Origin of the sequence: Mesorhizobium sp. M0077 (assembly GCF_040322955.1) — a bacterium.
GTDB lineage: Bacteria > Pseudomonadota > Alphaproteobacteria > Rhizobiales > Rhizobiaceae > Mesorhizobium.
Map to the genome: position 1 here is coordinate 42,287 of NZ_JAMYUL010000026.1, position 20,903 is coordinate 63,189.

18 protein-coding genes are annotated in these 20,903 nt (G+C 59.4%); 10 read left to right on the forward strand and 8 right to left on the reverse strand.

The annotated features are described in order from the left end of the window. Positions 1-569 precede the first annotated feature (569 nt). Together NKJ57_RS29790 and NKJ57_RS29795 are read left to right on the forward strand one after the other, a co-directional pair. The gene (locus tag NKJ57_RS29790; RefSeq protein ID WP_023681029.1) at positions 570-2,048 is read left to right on the forward strand and encodes a M10 family metallopeptidase C-terminal domain-containing protein; all 1,479 of its coding nucleotides are present in this window, start codon (positions 570-572) and stop codon (positions 2,046-2,048) included. An 88-nt stretch (positions 2,049-2,136) separates the two neighbouring features. Next, a complete protein-coding gene (locus tag NKJ57_RS29795; protein WP_023670889.1) occupies positions 2,137-2,349 on the forward strand; it encodes a DUF768 domain-containing protein in 213 nt (70 codons plus the stop codon). 60 nt (positions 2,350-2,409) lie between these two features. Here NKJ57_RS29795 and NKJ57_RS29800 read toward each other — a convergent pair whose 3' ends face one another. Next, complete coding sequence (locus NKJ57_RS29800) at positions 2,410-3,156, reverse strand: AAA family ATPase (protein WP_352513640.1); 747 nt, start codon at positions 3,154-3,156, stop codon at positions 2,410-2,412. Between the two features lie 342 nt (positions 3,157-3,498). On the opposite strand from NKJ57_RS29800, the gene NKJ57_RS29805 reads away from it, so the two are divergent. The 5 genes from NKJ57_RS29805 to NKJ57_RS29825 are packed head-to-tail and all read left to right on the forward strand — an operon-like array spanning position 3,499 to position 11,128. Next, positions 3,499-6,249 carry an AMP-binding protein gene (locus NKJ57_RS29805; protein ID WP_502902077.1) on the forward strand — a complete coding sequence of 917 codons (2,751 nt, stop codon included), beginning with the start codon at positions 3,499-3,501 and terminating at the stop codon, positions 6,247-6,249. Further along, on the forward strand, positions 6,246-7,226 hold the full coding sequence (nadE, locus tag NKJ57_RS29810; RefSeq protein ID WP_352513661.1) for an NAD(+) synthase: 981 nt from the start codon (positions 6,246-6,248) through the stop codon (positions 7,224-7,226). Before NKJ57_RS29805 ends, nadE begins: the two co-directional genes overlap by 4 nt. A gap of 6 nt (positions 7,227-7,232) precedes the next feature. Then, positions 7,233-9,260 carry an asparagine synthase (glutamine-hydrolyzing) gene (gene asnB, locus NKJ57_RS29815; RefSeq protein WP_352513638.1) on the forward strand — a complete coding sequence of 676 codons (2,028 nt, stop codon included), beginning with the start codon at positions 7,233-7,235 and terminating at the stop codon, positions 9,258-9,260. Continuing rightward, on the forward strand, positions 9,250-10,806 hold the full coding sequence (locus tag NKJ57_RS29820; protein WP_023753026.1) for a class I adenylate-forming enzyme family protein: 1,557 nt from the start codon (positions 9,250-9,252) through the stop codon (positions 10,804-10,806). Before asnB ends, NKJ57_RS29820 begins: the two co-directional genes overlap by 11 nt. A gap of 55 nt (positions 10,807-10,861) precedes the next feature. After that, positions 10,862-11,128 carry an acyl carrier protein gene (locus NKJ57_RS29825; RefSeq protein WP_023670883.1) on the forward strand — a complete coding sequence of 89 codons (267 nt, stop codon included), beginning with the start codon at positions 10,862-10,864 and terminating at the stop codon, positions 11,126-11,128. A gap of 54 nt (positions 11,129-11,182) precedes the next feature. On the opposite strand, the gene NKJ57_RS29830 is transcribed toward NKJ57_RS29825, so the two are convergent. Continuing rightward, positions 11,183-11,875: a N5-glutamine methyltransferase family protein gene (locus NKJ57_RS29830; protein WP_023689767.1), complete on the reverse strand. Its 693-nt coding sequence runs from the start codon at positions 11,873-11,875 to the stop codon at positions 11,183-11,185. A gap of 486 nt (positions 11,876-12,361) precedes the next feature. Between NKJ57_RS29830 and NKJ57_RS29835 the strand changes: the two genes are divergently transcribed. Further along, on the forward strand, positions 12,362-12,733 hold the full coding sequence (locus tag NKJ57_RS29835; protein WP_023670881.1) for a response regulator: 372 nt from the start codon (positions 12,362-12,364) through the stop codon (positions 12,731-12,733). A 746-nt stretch (positions 12,734-13,479) separates the two neighbouring features. Here the strand turns inward: NKJ57_RS29835 and NKJ57_RS29840 are convergent. From NKJ57_RS29840 to NKJ57_RS29865, 6 genes are all read right to left on the reverse strand, one after another. After that, positions 13,480-13,665, reverse strand: a complete 186-nt coding sequence (locus NKJ57_RS29840) for a hypothetical protein (RefSeq protein ID WP_023681021.1) — start codon at positions 13,663-13,665, stop codon at positions 13,480-13,482. A 638-nt stretch (positions 13,666-14,303) separates the two neighbouring features. Continuing rightward, positions 14,304-14,495 carry a hypothetical protein gene (locus NKJ57_RS29845; protein WP_352513637.1) on the reverse strand — a complete coding sequence of 64 codons (192 nt, stop codon included), beginning with the start codon at positions 14,493-14,495 and terminating at the stop codon, positions 14,304-14,306. Between the two features lie 1,441 nt (positions 14,496-15,936). After that, complete coding sequence (locus NKJ57_RS29850; protein ID WP_352513636.1) at positions 15,937-16,068, reverse strand: hypothetical protein; 132 nt, start codon at positions 16,066-16,068, stop codon at positions 15,937-15,939. Between the two features lie 428 nt (positions 16,069-16,496). Continuing rightward, entirely contained in the window at positions 16,497-16,799 is a 303-nt protein-coding gene (locus NKJ57_RS29855; protein ID WP_352513635.1) for a hypothetical protein, read from the reverse strand. After that, on the reverse strand, positions 16,744-17,481 hold the full coding sequence (locus tag NKJ57_RS29860) for a site-specific integrase (RefSeq protein WP_352513634.1): 738 nt from the start codon (positions 17,479-17,481) through the stop codon (positions 16,744-16,746). The genes NKJ57_RS29855 and NKJ57_RS29860 overlap by 56 nt, the downstream gene beginning before the upstream one ends. A gap of 286 nt (positions 17,482-17,767) precedes the next feature. Further along, complete coding sequence (locus NKJ57_RS29865; protein WP_352513633.1) at positions 17,768-18,001, reverse strand: hypothetical protein; 234 nt, start codon at positions 17,999-18,001, stop codon at positions 17,768-17,770. 509 nt (positions 18,002-18,510) lie between these two features. On the opposite strand from NKJ57_RS29865, the gene NKJ57_RS29870 reads away from it, so the two are divergent. Then, the gene (locus tag NKJ57_RS29870) at positions 18,511-18,984 is read left to right on the forward strand and encodes a hypothetical protein (protein WP_352513632.1); all 474 of its coding nucleotides are present in this window, start codon (positions 18,511-18,513) and stop codon (positions 18,982-18,984) included. A 10-nt stretch (positions 18,985-18,994) separates the two neighbouring features. After that, a partial coding sequence (locus NKJ57_RS29875) for a cadherin domain-containing protein (protein ID WP_352513631.1) occupies positions 18,995-20,903 on the forward strand: 1,909 nt, incomplete at its 3' end.

A 20,903-nucleotide genomic window follows, 5' to 3' on the forward strand; every position in this document is an offset into this window, starting at 1 on the left:
GGACCACCAGCCGCCTCTTCCCGCGGATGGGCGACCGCGTTGCCATGCTCGCCGTCATTCGGACCGGCACGCCCGCCTTTCCGTTGAACCCGGTGGGATCCAGTTCAGTGCCTCTCCGCAATTGCCAGCGGCGCGCGTCTCGCATGACCTTTTGGAGTACTGCCTTGCTCATTTTGGCGCCGAGGCTTTTCACGAGGAGCATTGAGCGGCTGCAATGGGAGGGCTTCGCCAGGACGCGATTCCTTTGCTGCCTGGGCTCAAATAAATCCTGCGGAAGCGCGCATTTGGGCGGTGCTCGCGCAACCGAAGCGCGCATTGGCCGATTGCCGCCACTGCAAACGCACAAGGCGCTCCGGCAGACTTCGCTGCAATGCTTTCGTTGCAGGCTTGAGCACCCCATACTTAGATCATCTACATACCTCTGAGGCAAGCGTAGCATCGAGGCTGTTGTGTTTTCCGGACGATGATCAAAGATTCTATCAAGGGACGCCGGTATTTGATTTGTCGCTAATGGATCCTTTCCCTAGGCAGGTGTGGGGCGCCTACCGAATCGGACGAAGGGTATGTCAATGACAACACTCCATTACGCCTCGGGCGGGTCGGCCTCCGAGGTCGCGAAAGCCGGATTCAATCTTGTTGATGTATCTTCCTTGGACCAGCTCAACGCCTTGCCGGCCGGCCAGAAAGGCCTAGTGTGGCTCAATGAAGCAGATGGTGCAACCTCCTCCTTTATCCAGAAGGTCACGCCCTTCATCGGCAATCCGAAAGTGTTTGGCTTCTTCCTCGTCGATGAGCCGGACCCGACCGGCAAATGGGGAACTTATGCCACCGCCGCTGATCTGAAGGCGGAGTCAGACTGGATCCACAGCCACCTGCCCGGCGCCAAGACCTTCATAACAATGATGAACATGGGGTCTTCCGCTAACCCCGACTTTTCAAACACCTTCAATCCTGCCAACACGCATATCGACTATTACGGCTTGGATCCCTACCCGGTACGGACCGGAACAAGCACGATTGATTACAACATGATCGACAGGACTGTGGCGGCGGCCGTCGCCTCGGGCATCCCGCTCAGTCAGGTCGTTCCCGTGTATCAGACCTTCGGCGGCGGCGACTGGACGACCGACACGGGCGGTCGCTATGTCCTGCCCAGCGTTGCTCAGGAAAAGACCATGTTGGACCACTGGGCCAAGGTAGCGCCTTCGCCGGCCTTCGACTATGCCTATGCTTGGGGTTCTCAACAGGGCGACACGGCGCTTGAGAGCTCGCCGACGCTGCAGGCTCTGTTCCTTCAACACAACCAGAGCACCGCAAGCGGTCCTTCGGCCAGCGAACCGACGCCGCCGCCTACCAGCACAGCGCCTCCGCCCACAAGTGTCCCTCCGACCAGCACCGGCGATCACATTTTCTACGGCACGGGTAGCGCGGATGTGCTTCGCGGCACCGCTGGCGCGGACACGATGATGGGCCGCGGCTACAACGACACCTACTATGTCAACAACGCCGGCGACAAGGTGGTGGAACTGCGGCACAGCGGCAACGATAGCGTGCTGGCATCGGTCAGCTACGCGCTGTCGGCCGGCTCGCAGGTCGAGCATCTTGCGACCACCAGCAAATTGGGAACTGCCGCCATCAAGCTCACGGGAAACGAATTCGCCCAAACCATTGATGGCAATTCCGGGAGCAACACTATCAACGGCGGTGGCGGGAGAGACGTTCTGACGGGACATGGCGGCAACGACGTCTTTGTCTTCGATTCGGCTCTCAAGGTCGGCAATATCGACAAGGTCACCGATTTCAAAGTGGGCCACGACAAGATCCAACTCGACCACACCGTGTTTGCCGGCCTGCATACCGGCGCCCTTCCCTCTTCGGCGTTCTACGCCGGCAGGGCCGCGCACGACAGCGGCGATCACATCGTCTATAACAGCACGACCGGCGCGCTTTCCTTTGACAGCGACGGCTCGGGCGGCGCACATCAGATCCAATTTGCCACTCTATCGCCACATCTGGCTCTGACGGCGTCCTCGTTCATCGTGACGTGACCGCGGGAACGCCAGCCTGAGCAAGATGGTCTGATGTTCTTGAATAGGGCTGACGGAACCAACAAGCCCCGCCGAGCTTGTACTTGGTATGAGCGCGCGCGGCATCGAATTCCTGCAGAAATGGGTAGAGGATAAGATCCCACTCTACACCAAGGCCGATCCGGCTCTTGCGGCGAAACTTGCGGACCAAGCAACGGCGGATGCCATCAGAGCGGGAATCCGCCCCGAGGAAATCTCTGAGGAAGTCGGAAGCATGTTGACGACCATGCTCGAAGTGCTCGATCAGCACGATTCGACATGATTGCGCGCTTGGCGGCAGATGCTGCCCGGCTTGGCGCCAAATGCATAAATGTGTCATGGATCATAGGTCATGGGCCAGCCTGGGGGTAGCATGACCAACATGCTCTCCCAGAACGCGCGCGACGACCCCGTCCACGTCGTGAGGTTTAGCACCATTGACTTGTATCAACGGCCATCGGTCCTGGCGCAGGCACTCGCCGACCTCTCTTGAGATTTCGGCCTGCCTTAATCCTTTGTCCACGCCAAGTTCGAACAGCATAACCTCGAGGAGCGGTTGCTGCGCATGCCTATCCACAAGACGGCGGCGTAACGTTTCCTGCGGCGCGTCGAGTTGCACAACGAGATCCGGCCGCGGCAGAAACGCCAGGCACTTGCGGACCGCGTCGAGGCTTGGAGTTCTAGCCAGCACACCCAGCGCACACAAAGCCTGAATCATGCCCTCTTCGAAGATGAAGCAACCGGGCGACTCCCGCGCTTGGCGCCAGGACTGGCACAGTTGGGCGATGTCGACCTTCATTCGCCATGACCACACGCGGCTTCGAAGAGGGATCGATGCCAGAAGCCGGGCCGCGACACTGTCCTTTGGCAAGGTCGACAGCAAGATAGGAGCGGATGTGGCAATCTTCTTGCCAATTCGCCCTATGCCATGGCGGATTTCCGGAGCGTCATCCTGAGCCGATCCAGGTTCAATCAGGCGATACCCATTTACTGTCTTCACATTGATGCCGTGTCTCGCCAGCCCTTGGCAGAGGCCGCGAAGCAGCGTGGTTTTACCCGCGCCAGGCGGCCCAAACAACTCGATGATCATATGCTCAAGCGTCTCCGAAACGAGCAGTCATTTCCCTACGGATCAAGCTTAGCCGGATTTCCGATCACACCAACGTTCATTTGAATGATTGTTCCAGTCAGTGAATCTGGGCACCGAGCCCGGATTCTAGCGGAGATGCCGATCGCTCCGTTTGCCTGGGCAAGCCGTCTTGCGCTCGACGGAGCTTGCAAGGAAAAACGACCGGTGCTGGACACAGATGGCAAAACTTCTGAAGGACGCTCGGGAAGCGCTGGCTAGGCAAGATCGAGGCATCATCCGAATGATTGATGAAAAGATCTCCGCGGCGAGCGATGTTCGACCGTCAGCTTGGCGGGGCCCTGAATGTCCTCAGTGTGTTTGCATTCGGAAGTGGCAAATCAAAACCTACAGGTGGATCTGCGACCCACCCGAAAGTGGTCAGTCGTTCCCGAATATGATCTTGACCAAGGGGGGCCAGTCTGGCGCCGTTACCGACAGATGGGTGCCAAATTTGCGGACACTCCAATCTTCGACCACCTTGGAGATGTCGCCAGGCGGTATCCTGACAAGCTCGCAATCAGCGACGGCGCGAACCGCCTGACTTTTTCTGAGCTTTTCCGGGCGGTCGAGACGCTGGCAACTCATATCGCTGCCGTCGTCCCCGAAGGGCAGGCCATCGGCATCCTGCAAGCAAACTCCGCTTGGTATCCTGTGACGATGTTGGCGACCATGGCGGCGGGACGGCCTTCGGTTCCGCTCAACACAAGAGATCCCGCCTCTCGCATTTTCGATATAGTCAGTGCCGCGGGGCTCGGCGCAATTATAGGCGCCGAAAATGTTCGCCCGGTCGAATTGGCCCAAGAGATCGTCTGGATCGATATTGCCGCCGCCGTGACGCCCAACGATCAACACCCGGAACAGCAGCATAAGCCCCCTATCGTTTCGGTCGATGCGCCTGCATTGGTGCTTTACACTTCGGGCAGCACCGGGCGCCCCAAGGGAATCGTCAACAGCCAACGCAGCCTGCTATGGCGGGTCCGGCAATATGTCGATGCGTGCCATATCAGCGCGGATGACGTTTTCCTGCCGCTGACCGGGCCAGCCACGATCGCCGGTTGCCGGGAGATCTTTGCGGCGCTGCTGACGGGCGCCACGTTGCATCTTCTCGAGGTGGAGGCTGTCGGCCTGCGCGCTACGCGCGCTCGATTGCAGTCCGAAGGTGTGACGATCGCCTATCTTGTGCCGGCACTGCTTCGAGCCCTCCTGGCTGAGGCGCCCGCCGACGCTTCCTGGCCGCTCAGAGTGGCCCGGATCGGTGGGGAGAAAGTGTCATGGACGGACATCGCTTTGCTGCGCAAAGCCGTTTCGGACCAGTGTCTGATCCAGATCGGCTACTCATCGACTGAAACCATCGGTTCGCAATGGTTCTTGCCGCCTGACTGGCCCGAGCAAGACGCGTCGGTTCCCGTCGGCAGGCTGCTCCCTGGTATGACATTCGCTATCGTCGACGAAGCGGAGCGCAATGTAGGGCCAGGCGAAAGTGGAGAGCTTCTTATCAAAAGCCGCTATGTCCTGCTTGGTCATTGGGAGAGCGGTGTGGTCGTTCCCTCGCAGCCGGACCCCGACGATCCCGAGGCTCGGCTTTTTTCGACCGGGGACCTCGTTCGGCTCGACGATGATGGCATCTTGAGGATCGTCGGCCGCAAAGGGCGCCAGATCAAGATCAATGGTCGACGCATCGAGCCCGCCGAACTCGAACGGGTCTTGCGTTGCGCGCCTTCGGTGGCGGATGCCGTGGTGATGGTAACTGCCGCGCAGGAACTCATCGCCTTCGCGGTTCCCCAGCGCTTCGCAGGCGGCGCTTTTGCAGACGACCTTCGCAAGCTCCTCAGAATGACCTTGCCGGCACCATTGCGTCCCTTGCGATTGCACACCGTTGACGCAATCCCACGCCTGTCGGGAGGTAAGGTCGATTTGGCAACACTGGCCGAGATAGATCGTTCGCACGGAAGGAGGGCGCGAGCCGCCCGGTCGTCCACTCTCGATGCTCCGCCCGCCGGAGGAGCAAAGGACACGCGTCAAATAGTGCAGCACGCGTGGACGCAGGTTCTCAACACAGGCACTGCCACGGGAAACTGGGATGATGCTGGAGGAGATTCGCTGCAGCTGCTGCACTGCGTCATGGCGATCGAAAACGCCATCGGGCAAGAGCTGGGCCTCGAGGCATTCACCGTCGGCATGAGCTTGGACGAGATGGTTGAGGCGGTCGTCTCTGCACGGTTAGGCGAAGGGCGCGAAAAGAAGCACCACCCCCCGATTCTTTTCCTGTTTCCAGGGTCCGTTGGCTATGGTCCGAGCCTGGCTGCGTTCGCAGCCGCCATGGGGAAAGTCGCCCGTGTAAACCCCATCCGATATCCGAGCCTTGCGGCGATACTGGACGGACACAACACCCTCAGCGCCATGGCTGGCGCCGCACTCGAGCAGATAAGCCGCATCCAACCTGCGGGCCCCGTGCGACTTCTCGGCCATTCTCTGGGTGGCGCGGTTGCATTCGAGGTTGCCGCACGGCTCATGAAGGCCGGGCGAACGGTGCGGTTCCTGGGCATCCTCGACACGAGCCTTCTGGACGAGCCGAGCAACCGTTGGGAGACTCTTACCCGTACGTTCTATCGTATTCGCACCAACCGCGTATCCGCGCACCGGATGGCTTGCAGAGCCCTTGCGAAGATCACCGTCGCCGTGGGCGGCGAAGCGCGTCTGGCCAGGATTCTGGACAGATTTGCCAATGGAGAGTTCAACCCGACGATCTTCAGGACCAAACTGGAACTGCAGGAGGTTTTAAGGGCGAAGTCATTCTTCCAGTGGCTTGAGGCACCGAAACCGGCTCTGCCCCTCTCCGGTACCTTGTTCCGATGTCGCAGGGAGGGAATGCCGCGGGCCTTGGGCTGGGACAGCGTCTTGGCACACCTGGACGTCATTTCGATCACGGGCAGCCACATCGACCTTGTCGTCGAACCAAACCTTGCCACCAACCGTCCGCTTATCGAGGCGGCCATCGTGCAGACCTATTCCCCCGCCGAATCTCGCAAAAGGGAGGACTTGTCATCGACATAATTCCGGAATTCAGCAAGGACATGCTGACGCTCGATGCCCGCGCGGAGGTCGATCGCATCGTTGACACCTTGCGCACTCAGGTTCTCGGCACCCTGCATCGTCGCGGCGTGGTTGTCGGTCTTTCCGGCGGTATCGACAGCTCCGTCGTCGCGACCTTGTGCATGCGCGCGTTCGGGAAAGACAAGGTCCTGGGACTGTTCATGCCGGAGCGGGATTCTTCCGGCGACTCCCTGAGACTTGGCCGCCGCGTCGCGGCACAGCTTGGCATTGAAAGCGTCCTTGAGGACATAGCACCGGCACTGGAGGCCATTGGCGCCTACCGCCGGCAGATCGATGCGATCCAGACCGTCGTTCCCGACTATGGGGAAGGGTGGAAATGCAAGCTGGTGATCGCGTCGGTTCTGGAGAGCAGCGGGCTCAATATAACCCGCCTCACGGTCCAGGATCCGCAGGGTAAAGTAGATAACGTGCGTCTGCCGCCAGCTGCCTATCTGCAGATCGTTGCTGCGACAAACTACAAGCAGCGCCTGCGCAAGATGACGGAATACTATCACGCCGACCGCCTCAAATACGCGGTTGTCGGCACTCCAAATCGCCTCGAGTACGACCAGGGCTTTTTTGTCAAGCAGGGCGACGGAGCCGCCGACGTGATGCCGATCGTTCACCTTTACAAAACCCAGGTTTATCAACTCGCGGAATATCTCGAGGTGGATGATGAAATCCGGCGGCGGCCACCGACCACCGACACTTTTTCCATGGCCCAAAGCCAGGAAGAATTCTATTTCGCGCTGCCCTATCACCTGATGGATCTATGCCTCTACGGCCTGAACCACGGGGTCGCCAGCAATGAGCTCGCGGCGGTTGCTGGCCTCACCGAGCCCCAGCTCCAGAAAGTCTTCAAGGACATCGAAGCGAAACGAAGGGCGGCCCACTATCTTCACGCGCGGCCTTTGCTGTCCGCCGAAGGCGGAGATTGACCGAGCATGTGCGGCATCGCTGGAATCGTGGCGCTGAATGCCACAGCGGCTTCTCCTTCGCGGCAGGCGCTGATGCAAATGATGGGCGCGCTGGCGCATCGCGGCCCCGACGGGCGCGGTCTCTACCGGGACAGACGCGCGGGGCTGGCGCATGTGCGGCTGTCCATCGTCGATCTTTCCAGTGGCCAGCAACCTATGGCGGACAGAGGCGATACGACGTGGATCGTATTCAACGGCGAGATATTCAACTACGTCGAACTGCGTGAAAAACTCACGGCGCTCGGCCACCGCTTCCGAACCCGCAGCGACACGGAGGTCGCGCTACACGCCTATCGTGAGTGGGGAGAAACGGCCTTCGAGCGGATGAACGGCCAATGGGCAATTGCAATCTGGGATTCAGTGGCCAATCGTCTCGTATTGTCGCGCGACCGCTTCGGCATTTGCCCGCTGTATTTCAGCGAGCATGCGCACCGGCTTTATTTCGCCAGCGAAGTGAAAGCCATTTTCGCGGCCGATCGAACCATCCCTCGCGCCTTCGATCCCGCCGGCATCGATCAGACGTTCACGCTCTGGACGGTCGTTCCGCCGCAAGGGGTTTTCGACGGAATCAACGAACTCGAGCCGGGTCGTGTCCGCATCTATCAGGATGGCACCGTTCGTGAGCGGATTTTTTGGCAGCCTTCCTATCCCGACAATTTCGGATCGCGGCAGGGCGAGTTCACCGGGTCCTGCAGTGACGCGGTGGACCGCGTATCTAGCGCTCTTGAGGCCGCGACGGCGCTCAGAATGGCGCGCGCAGACGTGCCTGTCGGGTGCTACCTCTCCGGAGGGCTGGACAGTTCGCTTGTGGCCGCGCTCGCGAGGCGCTTCGCGGGCGAGCGCTTCCAAACCTTCTCCTTGCGTTTTGACGACGCCGAATATGACGAGACCCGCTTCCAGCGAATGGTTGCCGAGGCGACCGGCAGTGAGCACCATGAAGTCGTCGTTTCGCGCAGAGATATCGCCGGAATCTTTCCTGAGGTAATCCACCACACCGAACGCCCGATACTGAGGACGGCCCCGGCGCCACTCTTCCTGCTCTCGCGCCTGGTGCGCGAGCGTGGCATCAAGGTCGTGCTGACCGGCGAAGGCGCTGACGAAATGTTCGCCGGCTACGACCTGTTCCGCGAAGGCAAGGTCCGCCGCTTCTGGGGGCGCCAGCCGACCTCGACACGACGCTCTCGGCTCCTGGAACGCCTTTACCCCTATCTCACCCGCTCGCCGGTGCAACAGCAGGCGATGGCGCGTCAGTTCTTCGGGCGAAATATTCAGGCTTACGACGCGCCGGGCTTTGCTCATGAAACCCGCTGGCAAACCACCAGGGCCATCAAGCGCTTGTTTTCGGCCGACATGCGCGCTCGAACGCAGGGCCGCGACGCCGTGTCCGAGTTGCTCGCCCGTCTGCCCGCGCATTTTGCCCGTTGGGGCCCTCTTGCGCAGGACCAGTATCTCGAGGTCCAAACACTGATGTCGGGCTATCTGCTCTCCTCGCAAGGCGACAGGATGCTGATGGCTCACTCCGTCGAGGGCCGCTTCCCGTTCCTGGACGATGAACTCGTGAGGCTCGCGAATTCGCTGCCGCCCTCCTTCAAACTCCGCGGCCTCGACGAGAAGCACGTGCTGAAGCGCATGGCGGCACCCATCCTGCCCTCCGAGATCGTAGCCCGCAAGAAGCAGCCCTTCCGCGCGCCCAACGCGCTTTGCTTCGTCGGCGCAGACGCTCCGGATTACGCTCGCGAGGCGGTTTCGCAGAAGGCCCTGCGCGAGGCGAATGTCTTCGATCCAAAGGGGGTCACGCACCTGCTTGCCAAATGCCAGGCCAGAACTGGCGATGGCGACCTGTCCAATGCCGACAACATGGCGCTGGTCGGCGTGTTGTCGACCCAACTTCTTCATCAGCAGTTCGTCGCGGGTTGTCCCAGTGCAACGCTCGAATGCACGCTCAGCGTCGACGTCGACTGCGAACATCGGGAAGAGCGCCTGTATGTTGCATGATGCCGTACCATTGCTGCATGACTACCTCGCCCATTCCGCCGTCCGACACGGAAGTAAGGTGGCGCTGGTGTGCAACAGGCAGCGTGTCACCTACCTCGAACTCGAAACGCGAGCCAACGCGATCGCCTGGGACCTGTCCGCATCCGGAGTCGTTCGCGGTGATCGCGTGATGATCTTCGCCGACAACACCGTCGAGACGGTGGTTAGCTTCTGGGCGGTGCTAAAGGCGAATGCGGTGGTGTGCATCGTCAACCCGCTCACCAAGAGCGACAAGCTCGATTATCTGCTCAACGACTGCCGGCCGACGGCGCTCATCACGGACGGCCATCTGCAAGCGATCTTCCGCGAGCCGGCGCGCGGCTGCCCGTCACTTCTGCGGGTGATCGTATCGGGACCGATCGACGACGTCGAACTCGCCCAGCTGCCGTTTGCCGTGCGCTGGGACGCCGCCCTCGCCAATGGCGCGGATACGCCGCCGGCACGGCAGTGCATCGATGTTGATCTGGCAGCCATCATCTACACGTCCGGGTCGACGGGCGAACCCAAGGGCGTGATGCTGACGCACAGAAACATGATGGCCGCGTGCGCGTCTGTCGCTTCCTACCTGGCGATTGCCGAGGACGAGGTGATCCTCAATGTCCTACCCCTCGCCTTCGATTATGGACTGTACCAGATGATCATGGCTTTTCGTACCGGCGCCCGGCTGGTGCTCGAACGCTCGTTCGCTTTCCCGGCACAGATCCTCGGGTTGATCAGGCAGGAGGGAGTTACGGGCTTTCCCGGCGTGCCCACAATCTTTGCCGCACTCTCCGAACTCAGGTCCCTCAAAGACCAGGATTTCTCGAGCATCCGCTACGTCACAAACACTGCGGCAGCCCTACCCCTCAAGCATATTTTCATGCTTCGCGAGCTGTTTTCGAGTGCACGCATCTATTCGATGTACGGTCTCACCGAATGCAAACGTTGCACCTATTTGCCGCCAGAGGACCTCGAGCGAAAGCCATTGAGCGTAGGGATCGCAATCCCGAATACGGAGATGTGGATCGTTGACGAGCATGACAGGCGGATAGGCCCAGGCGTTGTCGGCCAACTCGTCATTCGCGGCGCAACGGTGATGAACGGGTATTGGGGCAAGCCCGAGGCAACGGCCAGGAAACTCAAACCCGGCCCGCTGCCCGGCGAGCAGGTCCTATACACCGGCGACTACTGCCGGATGGATACGGAGGGTTACCTCTACTTCGTTGGCCGTGGGGATGAGATCATAAAGTCGCGAGGCGAGAAGGTGGCGCCAAGGGAAGTGGAAAATGTACTGATGGACATTCCAGGAGTCCGAGAAGCGGCTGTCATAGGTGTTCCCGACGAGCTCCTCGGGCAAGCGGTGAAAGCTTTTGTGGTGATGGAGCATGGAAGAGCCATTGGCGAAAGGGAACTGCAGAAGGAGTGCCAGAAGCGTCTGGAAAACTTCATGGTCCCGAAATCCATCGTCGTTGTGGCGAACCTGCCGATGACGGACACGGGAAAACTCAAGAAAACTGCGCTGTCATGATACGGGGCCAGAACCAAGTCGCTGATTTAATGGTGACGCCACGGAGGACGAATTCATGTTGACCATCAAGGAACGCACCGGAATCTACAGCGAGCAGATTCGTAGTTTCTTGGTTTCGAATTTCTACGTCAGCGACGTCAAGGCATTGCTGGATGACGCATCCTTGCTCGATCAAGGCATTGTCGACTCGACGGGTGTGCTTGAGATTATCGGCTTCATCGAGGAGACCTTTGGCATTACCGTCGAGGACAGCGAACTTCTGCCTGAAAACCTCGATTCCATCCAGGGGATCGAGCAATACATCATCCGCAAAATGAACTGATGGGTGAGCGTAACGCCCAGAGCAGCCCCGTATTTGGTCTGACTGTCGCAGGATTCATGCCTGCGTCTTGACTTGCCCCAGAACCACCCGGCCCTCGCCTGCTTCGTTCGAGACCGAACGGATGTTCTCGAATGCCTTGCTGCGTTCCAGCAGACCCGCTACCTGTCGGTCTTGGCCAAGCCCGACCTCGAAGAGCAGGATGCCGCCACGCCGCAGGTATCGCGGTGCGTCTTTCAGTACGCGCATATGAATGCTCAGGCCGTAAGGGCCGGCTGCGAACGCCTCGCGCGGCTCAAGCTCGATCAGATGGGCGCGGTCGCCCTCGAGCCGCTTTTCAGAAATGTAAGGCGGATTGCAGACGATTACGTCGATAGTTCCGTCTAACCCAAGGCCGATGAGAGAGTCGAACAAGTCGCCCTGAAGCACCGAAAGACGCTCAGCCATGCCGTGATGTGAGGTGTTGCGGCGTGCCGTTTCGACGCATTCATCGGTGAGATCGCTTGCCCAGACAAGGGCGCTGGGCACATGGTAGGCGATCGCGCACGCCAGATTCCCAGTGCCGCAGCACATATCAACTATGCGCGGAGCCGGCAGGTTCATCTGATGCAACACACCAAGCGCGGTCTTGCCGAGCAACTCGGTCTCAGGTCTGGGGACGAGCGCACCGGGCGAAACCAGCAGTTCAAGTCCCATGAACATGGCGCGGCCGGCGCCATAGGCATCAGCTACACTGAACTCTTTGCTCATGGCCGACCCCATCGCTTGATCTCCCCAGTATAGATCTGCGGCGCTCATGCGCCAGCCAAACCTGCTCCGAAATCATGAATTCTCAAGCCTTTCCTTCGAAAAACTGCAGGCACAAACTCGGTGCATCGCACTTCTGACGCTCATTGACCGATTGCAATCTCAGGTCGCCAAAGATGGAGAGAGAGGTGCTGCTCATGCTTTGAAGAGCCAATGGCGCGGTACGGCGGCTTTTAGATTTTGTGGATGGTGGAGAGGGGTAAACGCCTATCCAACTCTGATGGAGCGGAGGCGCGGACCGCAGCTCCATTGACGCGCTAATCTTCGGCTCCGGTAATTCAGCAAGTGGTCGGTGGAAGCGCCTCCGCTCCAGCATCAGCCTCACCTTGCTGCATGGAGAGGTTACCTATAGGTTTGCGGACATGTCGAAACAACTGTCCGAAGGTCTCGGATCGACATCTCATTTCCGGTCAATCGCAGAGAGGGGCCGTGAGCGAAAGCGTGAGTGTTCTGATTGTTGAGGATCAATGGCTAGTCGCGCAGGACACTGCCGCGCGGCTGCGTCGCGCCGGTTATCAGGTGGTCGGACCTGTGCCGTCGGTATCCGCCGCTCTGCGTCTTGTCGAATCGGACAAGATTGACGTGGCGTTGCTAGACATCCAGCTGAACGGTGAAACGGGTCTGCCGGTGGCGAGGATATTGCAGGCGCGAGGCATCCCCTTTGCCTTCTTGTCGGGATTTGGCCCCGCCGACGTTCCCGCGGCTTTCCGCGACTGCAGATTCCTGCCGAAGCCGGCAACCGATGCTGTCATCCTTGCTGCTGTCAGCGAGTTGGCGTCCCTGCGCACAGCTTCGCGCTGACATTCGCTCCGCCGCATTATTACCGGAGTTGCGCCCTGGCGACCTGGTAGGCCGGACGAGGTCAGTCTCACAAAGGGCAACATTGGCGCTTTGGCCATGAGGACGGCGGACTACGACCGGCGAGGACGGAAATTCAGCGTTCAAAAAGCATCCGCCGGGGTTCCACTTCTCGGCCTGTTGGCGGCGATTTGGACTTAGGTCCGATCCCGGTCGCCAGAGGTCGGATTGCGGAACATCTGCCAAGGACCCACGTTCGGGGTTTGAGCACGGAGGTGCCGGCCGATCTCGAAGCGCAAGTTTCACGGGCAACTGTTGGGGAGTGTCGTAGTGCCGATTTCAAACGATATGGGGGACGAGTACCTGGAACTGGAATGTCCAAACTGTTCTCATGTCATCATAAAAAAGGGATCGTGGTTGAAGGTGATATCCAACTTCAACTGCACCCAATGCCATGCAAAAATCAGAATTGGTTATATGACCAAGCTCGCGCTTTTCGAGAAAAAAAGGCAAAGCATGAACCCGGCTGCACGGTGAGAGTCCTAGCGGCCCGACAGTCGTTCGGGTGGTGCGTTGAACCGTCGGGCCTGACCGGCCCGATGGCGGGGGAGCCAGGCCGGCTGGGTGAATCGTATACATTAGATCGTGCTTATCAAGCCCAAATCCGCGGCGCGACATCGCCTGGTGGGCAACGGTGAAACCCGCGCCCGTATACGCGCTAGGAGGAACGTCGGCGGTCAACATGCCGCTCATTCGTAGAGAGTGCGAACAGCTTCATCAAACAGCTCCACCTCGGCTTCAACCTTTTCAGCCGCTTTATCGACCTTGTCGAAACGCTTCAGCATTCGGTTGTGGAGCATGGACAAGCGTGCGGCATGGTAGACCACACTGCGCTTGTAACCTTCAGAGTCGAGTGGTTCGAACAACATTGTCATGGCAGCAATCCTCAATGTTTTCCGTCCTGCAATCCTTCCCTAGTAAATCGTCAATTAACTCTTTCGTTCCGCTGGTGATGCGAAGGCGCCCGAATGAATAACTCGTTGCGCTGTCTCCAGACTGCACGAGCGTGATTCGTCTGTCCGAGGTTGGGCCTCAAGGCTTGCGCTTGCCTCGCCTGTTCGGCTCGTGCTGCGTCAGTCACGATGGACGGCCAGCTTCAGTTTTCAATCGCGTTGGGCGTGAGTTGAATACCGGCGCTGCCAAGAAATTGCCGATGATCAACCTGCTCTGTGGGACCGATCAACCCGTCAGGAGCGACGAACCGAGCCGGCTTGTATGATCGGCCCGCCGCTGGGACGCGAGCGGATCGAAGATCACGTCGGCAGGTGCTCTGCCCTCTCTAGGACGACGGCGCCGCGCGCAGTTACTGAAAAAACCCAAACAGAATAAGAGCGAGAAAGGCAAACAGCAGCGCTGCAGCCGCTAGCAACACACCTTTGTTGGAGCCCCGCCGAGGTTGAGGGTCAGGCACGAGTTTTTTCCGGTTTGGGAGTTCATTCATTGGACATTAATTTGCGGCTGCAAATTAGGTTCCGCTCATGCTTGGATGCCTACAATGCCGCCCCACAGCGCCCTACAGGCGCACGACCTTCGCTAGCCCTAGGCGTATCCGCTGGCCTTCTGCAAAGGATAACGCGAACGATTCCTGATTGAATGACCGGGCAATTTCCTGATCTTTCTCAACCACGCGGACGAACCATTCGCCGCAGGTTTCTGTCACTTCGACGCAAGGGACGGCCTTGCGGAATGGAGCCGCGTTATCCATCACAGCCGACCTACGAGCAATGGCAGCATCAGTTTTATAAGGCCACCGAATTCGGGATTTCAATGCAAAAGTCGATACGTGATCATGTAATTTACGGGATCAAGTAATTAGTGAGCAGCGGATCGCATTTGAAGTGCGCTAACGATCACCTATGTGCTCACCGAAGCATTGGGGTTCGGCCGACACGGTGATTTTGAACGCCTACGGCAATTCCTTCTCTGAGAAAGTCGCTGACCGGCATGATGGCGCACTGAACCAAGATGGCGGGCATGGGGCCCGGCTGCAAGCTGCATGGACTTCGGAAGACGCTGGGGAAGTACCTGGCCAAGGAGGGCGCGACCCCGAAACAATCGGCAGGCATTCTCGGCCACGACGTCCTGGACCACGTAGAGCTTTACAGCAAGGACGGAGCAGGAGCGGCTCGCCGTGGATGGCATGGCGAAGCTTCTGAAGCGGTTTGTCTAACCCACTGTCTAACCAGGTTGTCTACCCTCGACGCAAAGCCTTGTGCATGAAGGCGACTGGTGGGCCCGGAGGGTGTCTAAAAATCGTTGATTTTCTTAGTTTTTTCTTGGGCCAAAATCAGAAATCTTCCCGTATCGTTCCGTATGTTTCCCGTGACGCTATGAAGTCCACTCCAGCTAACCTCGTTTGAGAACGTTCTGAGGCATGCTCTAGAACGGCCGCAGTGGTGCGGGAAGCATTACGAGTTTTTGGACGTACCTGCTGAGGCAGTTGCTGCGTTCAAAGCTGCCTTGCCAAGGGCGTCTATTTTAACAGCCACATCCGCAATCGTTATGCAGTCCGGCTCGCGCCAGAGCGCTGACATCTGGAGACGCCGGGCTTGTGCAGGGATGGCCCGCGCCTGCTTCCGAGCGCGGGCCGACCATGATGAGTGAGGGGCCATCTTGGTCACCGGCAGGACCGCTGAGAACGAGCCGGGTGTGACCGAACAGCCTCGGAGCGAGGATGTTCCCGGCTGACGCAAAAAGGCCGAAGGGCGCAATTGGCATCGACTTAATTAGGTCCGGATCATTTTAACGAATCGTTGACCGCGCTGTCCCAGAATAGGACGGCGCGGTCAAACCCCAACCTTGGCTGCGCAGGCGGCTTCGGCACTCAGTTCCACCCCCGAGCTGTCGGAGCCGCCACCCACCCCACACTTATACCAGCAATGGTTGAACCAACCGTTACTGCACGTGCTTTCCATGGCGCTTCCCTGATCGTTAGACTTTGACGGATCAAACAGGGGATTCACAGATTCGGAGACTCGACCGATGGAAACGATCTTCGATGACATCGGCAACGGCCTCAGAGCGCCCGCACAGACGCATGGCGCCCTGTATGCGCCTTCGCATCGACATGGCCGGCAAGCTGTTCCTTGGCGTCGCAATTGGCCTGGGCCTTGGCTTTGGAATGGCGATCGCGGGTTAGACCCGACCTATCGGTTCGGGCGGTCCGTAGCCAAAGCATTGTAGAGCACCAAACACGCCAGCAACGAAATGACGCTGCCCAGCAGGTCGCCTACGGTCAGGCCGGAAAAATAGACAAGATCGAACGCCAGTACCGCCATCGCTCCAGCCAATCATGATTCGGGACACTGCCGACATTAACCGTTAGTCGGCGCTAATGTTCCGGTCTGGATAGTGTTCAATCTTTTGGTTGAACTTGCGCCAAAGTTGGGCGACGCAATCAAGCTTGCGAATGAATACGTCTCCGGAGACGTCCCCATCGGCCAAGAGGTTTTCGAGGCCATCGGAGCGTCGCGGAAATAGAGAGTTGGCGAAAGAGGCGGAACGCTATCCGGTCTGGCAAGCTCGCTCCCACACCACGCAACGTCATCCAAAGTACCGCGAGGAATAGGAATGGCTCAGGTCCGCAAGCGCACCCTGCCCTCCGATGAAGTTCGCTGGCTGGCAGAAGGATGCCGACGCCTATCTGGTAAAGGTGCGACGTGACCTGCAGCTATGATTCGAATCCAGGTTCCCCAGCCAGTTGATTTTAAAGCCATTTTCCCGTTTCGTCATTAGAACATTTCGTGTCAGTCGGACGCCCGGTCGGTAATTTTTGTTCCCGTTCGAGCTTGCGGATGGCGCTTTCGCCGAGCGCCGGCTCTCGGTTGAGGCAGTTAGAATCGAAAATTGCGGCCACATCCCGAAGGCTGTGGCCGGTGATCGTTGCGATTTCCGGCACCCAGGCCTCGACGAGCGCCAGGCGCGTTACAGCAGTCCCGCGAATGTATTGAAGGTCACTCCGACCACCCCGGCCGAGGCGCAGGCCTTGCGCCAGATGATCGAAAGCCATCTGAGGTCCATGGCACGCCGTCGCTGTTCAAAAGTATCTGCCCGACCTTGTCGCGCAGCGCCCCGAGCGCAGCCTTGAGCGGCCCTCCGACGGGAATGACCACACGAGTTCCGGTCTTGGATTGCTGCAGGCGGATCACCTTGCCGTCATACTGCTGCCAAGTGAGCCGCAGCAGGTCGCCCTGGCGCTGGCCGGTCCACAAGGCCAGTGTGAGCGGCAGATGCAGGTGCGCGGGAGCGCTGGCATAGAATGCGGCCTCGTCGGCGGCAGTCCAGACGTTAGCCACCCTGGTGCCGCGATAGAGGCGCCCGCCCTTCTCGCAAGGATTGGCTGACACAAGGCCGCGACCGTGTCCCCAGGACAGGATCCTCGCCAGCACCTGCCAGCCATAGTCTGCCTGTCGGCGCGATGCCTTGGCGCGCTCGTCGCGCCACTCCATGAAGATGCCGTGCGTGCGGCGGTCGCTCATGCCCGACAGCGGGAAGTCACCGAATTTGTTTCCGATAACCTTGATCAGCTTGACATAGTCGGCTTGCGTGCGCGGCGCCAGGTCATCCAAATCCGAGCTGGCCTGAAATTCATTCAGCACGGACGGCAGCGCGCCCTGGCGCGGCTTGGCCTTGGTCGCGGCGGCAGCTTTGTAGGCTGCGATGAATTCGGGATCTCCAGGCTTGCCAGGCAAGGTGGCCCGCCCTTCCAAGCCCACTAGTAGGTGACGAGGCTGCCGTCGGCGAGTTGTTTCGTGCGGCTGTTCAGCCCCTTAAGACGAACGCGCATGATTTTTTATACACTGGTCGACGGGGTTTTCCGGTTCGCTCGTATGTGTAGCGGCGATGACCACGATCTTGCCCGTCGCCTCTACCCTGCCAGGCTCCATGTTGCCTTAGCGTGCGCTCTTGATCCGCGCGCAATATCGGCAATTTTGAAGGAGATCAGTGTGCCGGCCATTTTGGATTGCTCCCGCCTTTTCAGCCGCCGCGTTTTCCAAAAGATTGGTGAGGTTTTGGATTAACTGCTTGGAGCAGATCCTTGACGGGCAGCCCCATCACCTTCTCGATGTCAATTAAGACTTCCAGGACAATTCGAGCCGGCCTGAGAATGATCGAAACCGGATATTGATCGCGCCTAATTACCTCTCCTACCGGAGACGATGCATCGAAATCAGACCATCCCTGCCCTTCCTGGTCGAAAGACAAGGCCAAGGTGCGGAAATTCGGACTCTTGGGACCCTCTCAGATGGTTACAGCAACCGACACAGTGAAACGCAATTGTCCATGAGATCGGCGGTTGCTGCTACACCTTCCCCTCACTGGGGCATGCGTTTCTGGAAGGCGGTCCGCAGCCGGTTCCGTGCACGTTTTATTTTGACTGTTAACTGTCACGCTAGTCGAATGTTGACGACTCCCCCTCGGAAGAGTTAATAATCTCCTAATATAAGCATTTTCTTAAAAACATGATCGGCAGCCGACGAGTTTGCCGACGCAAGGGGAGACGCAGCGCGACGACCAATCTCGTCGCAACATCATCATCATCATCAACATCGAGCCGCCATCCGTAAACGGTACTGCTGAGTCAGCCGTTCGCAAGGCGTAACATAGCGGCGGTTGGGTGGGCTGACGAAGTCTATGAGCTTTGATAGCGAGTGCTTTGTCTTTTCAGTGCGGTCGGTAAACGGATGTGGGGGCATCTGTGTATGAGTAAGAGGGTTATAATGGCTGCTTCTCAAATCGTACACGCCGACGGAATTTCGACGTTGCTTCCCGATACGCCACAGGGCGGAGATTATACCTACCGCTTAGCCGAAAATGCGCCCGTCCCCATTTCCACCGTTCTGACCATTATATCTCTCGATGGGTCGAGTAGCGATCTGGCCGAAATCGCACTTTGCTCTCCGAATGATGAGTTTTCCGCCTCGACCGATCCGAAGAAGCCCGCTGTTGCCTGCGCAGATTCAGCAGGCATCAAGCTGTGTTTGCCGGACTCGCGAGCGTGGGCGTTTGGCATTGGTACACATGCCATTGGTCTGGATGCGAACTCATTTGGTCCGGCGCTCTCGCCCAGGATCAAGCCGTTTGTTGGCGAAGGCGAACTTGCCCTCATAGGTTCACAATTTTTGAGCGACGCCACTGCAAGCGGCAGGTCGATGTCGACACGTCTTGATCGACAAGAACAACTAGCGAGATAGGGGACGGGGTATGGCAACGACAACTGGTACAAGCGGCAACGACAATCTGGTCGGCGGTAGTGGTGTGGACATACTGTCCGGGGGCGCTGGAGACGATCGCCTGAACGGCGGATCGGGTGATGACGTCCTCAATGGCGGTAGCGGGTTCGATACTGTTCTCGGCGGGTCAGGGACGGACACTCTGATCTATAAGGCCTATGAAAACCAGTACCGCCTTGGAAGCACATTCGCGAGTTCCACCCAGACGGTGACAGGCGGGATGCTGTATTCCGGAACAGACCAGACCATCAACGGGATCGTGCCAACTCAAACGTTGCTGGGCGGGACCACTTTTTCGGGTTATGATTCCTACGATGGCGGAAACGGCGCGGTGCAGCTCGGTAAGACTGGATCCACACCCGACGTCGACACTATGCAGATCTGGCTGAGCGCAGCTCAGTTCAGCGACGCGGCCATTGCGGCAGAGATCGCTTACGTCAAAAACGTATGGCTTCCCGCACACATCAGCGCGCAAACTGGCCAGGCTGATAGCTCTGTCTATACCTTCAAGACGCTCGATCTTAAAATCACCGGTATTGAGCAGATTGTAGTTCTCAACGAGCAAGGAACAACAAATCACGCGCCCTCGACGCCGACTGACAGCGACGGTGCCGTCGGCGGCAGTGTTTCGGAAGGCGCCGTCAATGGCAGCCCGGTCGGGATCACGGCGATTGCAACCGATGCTGACGGTGACACGATCACCTACAGCCTGAGCGACAATGCCGGCGGCCGGTTTGGGATCAACGCCATCACTGGCGTGGTGACGGTCGCCAACGCCTCGCTGCTCAACTACGAGACGGCGACCAGCCATACGATTACAGTACAGGCGAGCGATGGCCACGGGGGGATAACTACCCAGAGCTTCACCATTGCGGTGACCGACGTGGCTCCCTCGACGCCGACCGATACCAATGCCGCGGCCAATACGGTAGCCGAGGGAGCGACCGCAGGCACGCTGGTCGGGGTGACGGCCTCGTCAAGCGACGTCCATGGCGGCACGGTGACGTACTCACTGAGCGACGATGCCGGCGGGCGATTCCAAATCAACTCGACCACCGGCGTGGTGAGCGTGAGCGCTGCGGGCGCCGGCACGATCGACTACGAGAGCAGTGGCGGCAGTTACACGATCAAGGCGGTTGCCAGTGATGGGACGCTGACCAGCGCCTCGCAGACCTTCACCATTGCGGTGGGTGATGTAGCTCCGTCCGTCCCGACGGACGGCAACGCCGCTGCCAACTCCGTTGCCGAGGGAGCGACCGCAGGCACGCTGGTCGGGGTGACGGCCTCGTCAAGCGACGTCCATGGCGGCACCGTGACGTACTCGCTGAGCGACGATGCAGGTGGGCGGTTCCAAATCAACTCGACCACCGGCGTGGTGAGCGTGAGCGCTGCGGGCGCCAGCACGATCGACTACGAGAGCAGTGGCGGCAGTTACACGGTCAAGGCGGTTGCCAGTGATGGGACGCTGACCACCACCGCGCAGACCTTCACCATCGCCGTCACCGACGTTGATCCGAGCACGCCGACCGATACCGACGGCGCGACCGGCGGCAGCGTTGCGGAAGGCGCCATCAACGGCACCGCCGTCGGCATCACCGCAAATTCGACCGATCCGAACGGCCCGGCCGTGACGTACTCGCTGAGCGACAATGCCGGCGGACGCTTCGCCATCGACGCCACCACCGGCGTGGTGACGGTCGCCAACGCCGCGCTGCTCAATTTCGAGGACGCGACCAGCCACACCATCACCGTCCAGGCCTCCGACGGAGCCGGCCCGACCACCGCGCAGACCTTCACCATCGCCGTCACCGACGTTGATCCGAGCACGCCGACCGATACCGACGGCGCGACCGGCGGCAGCGTTGCGGAAGGCGCCATCA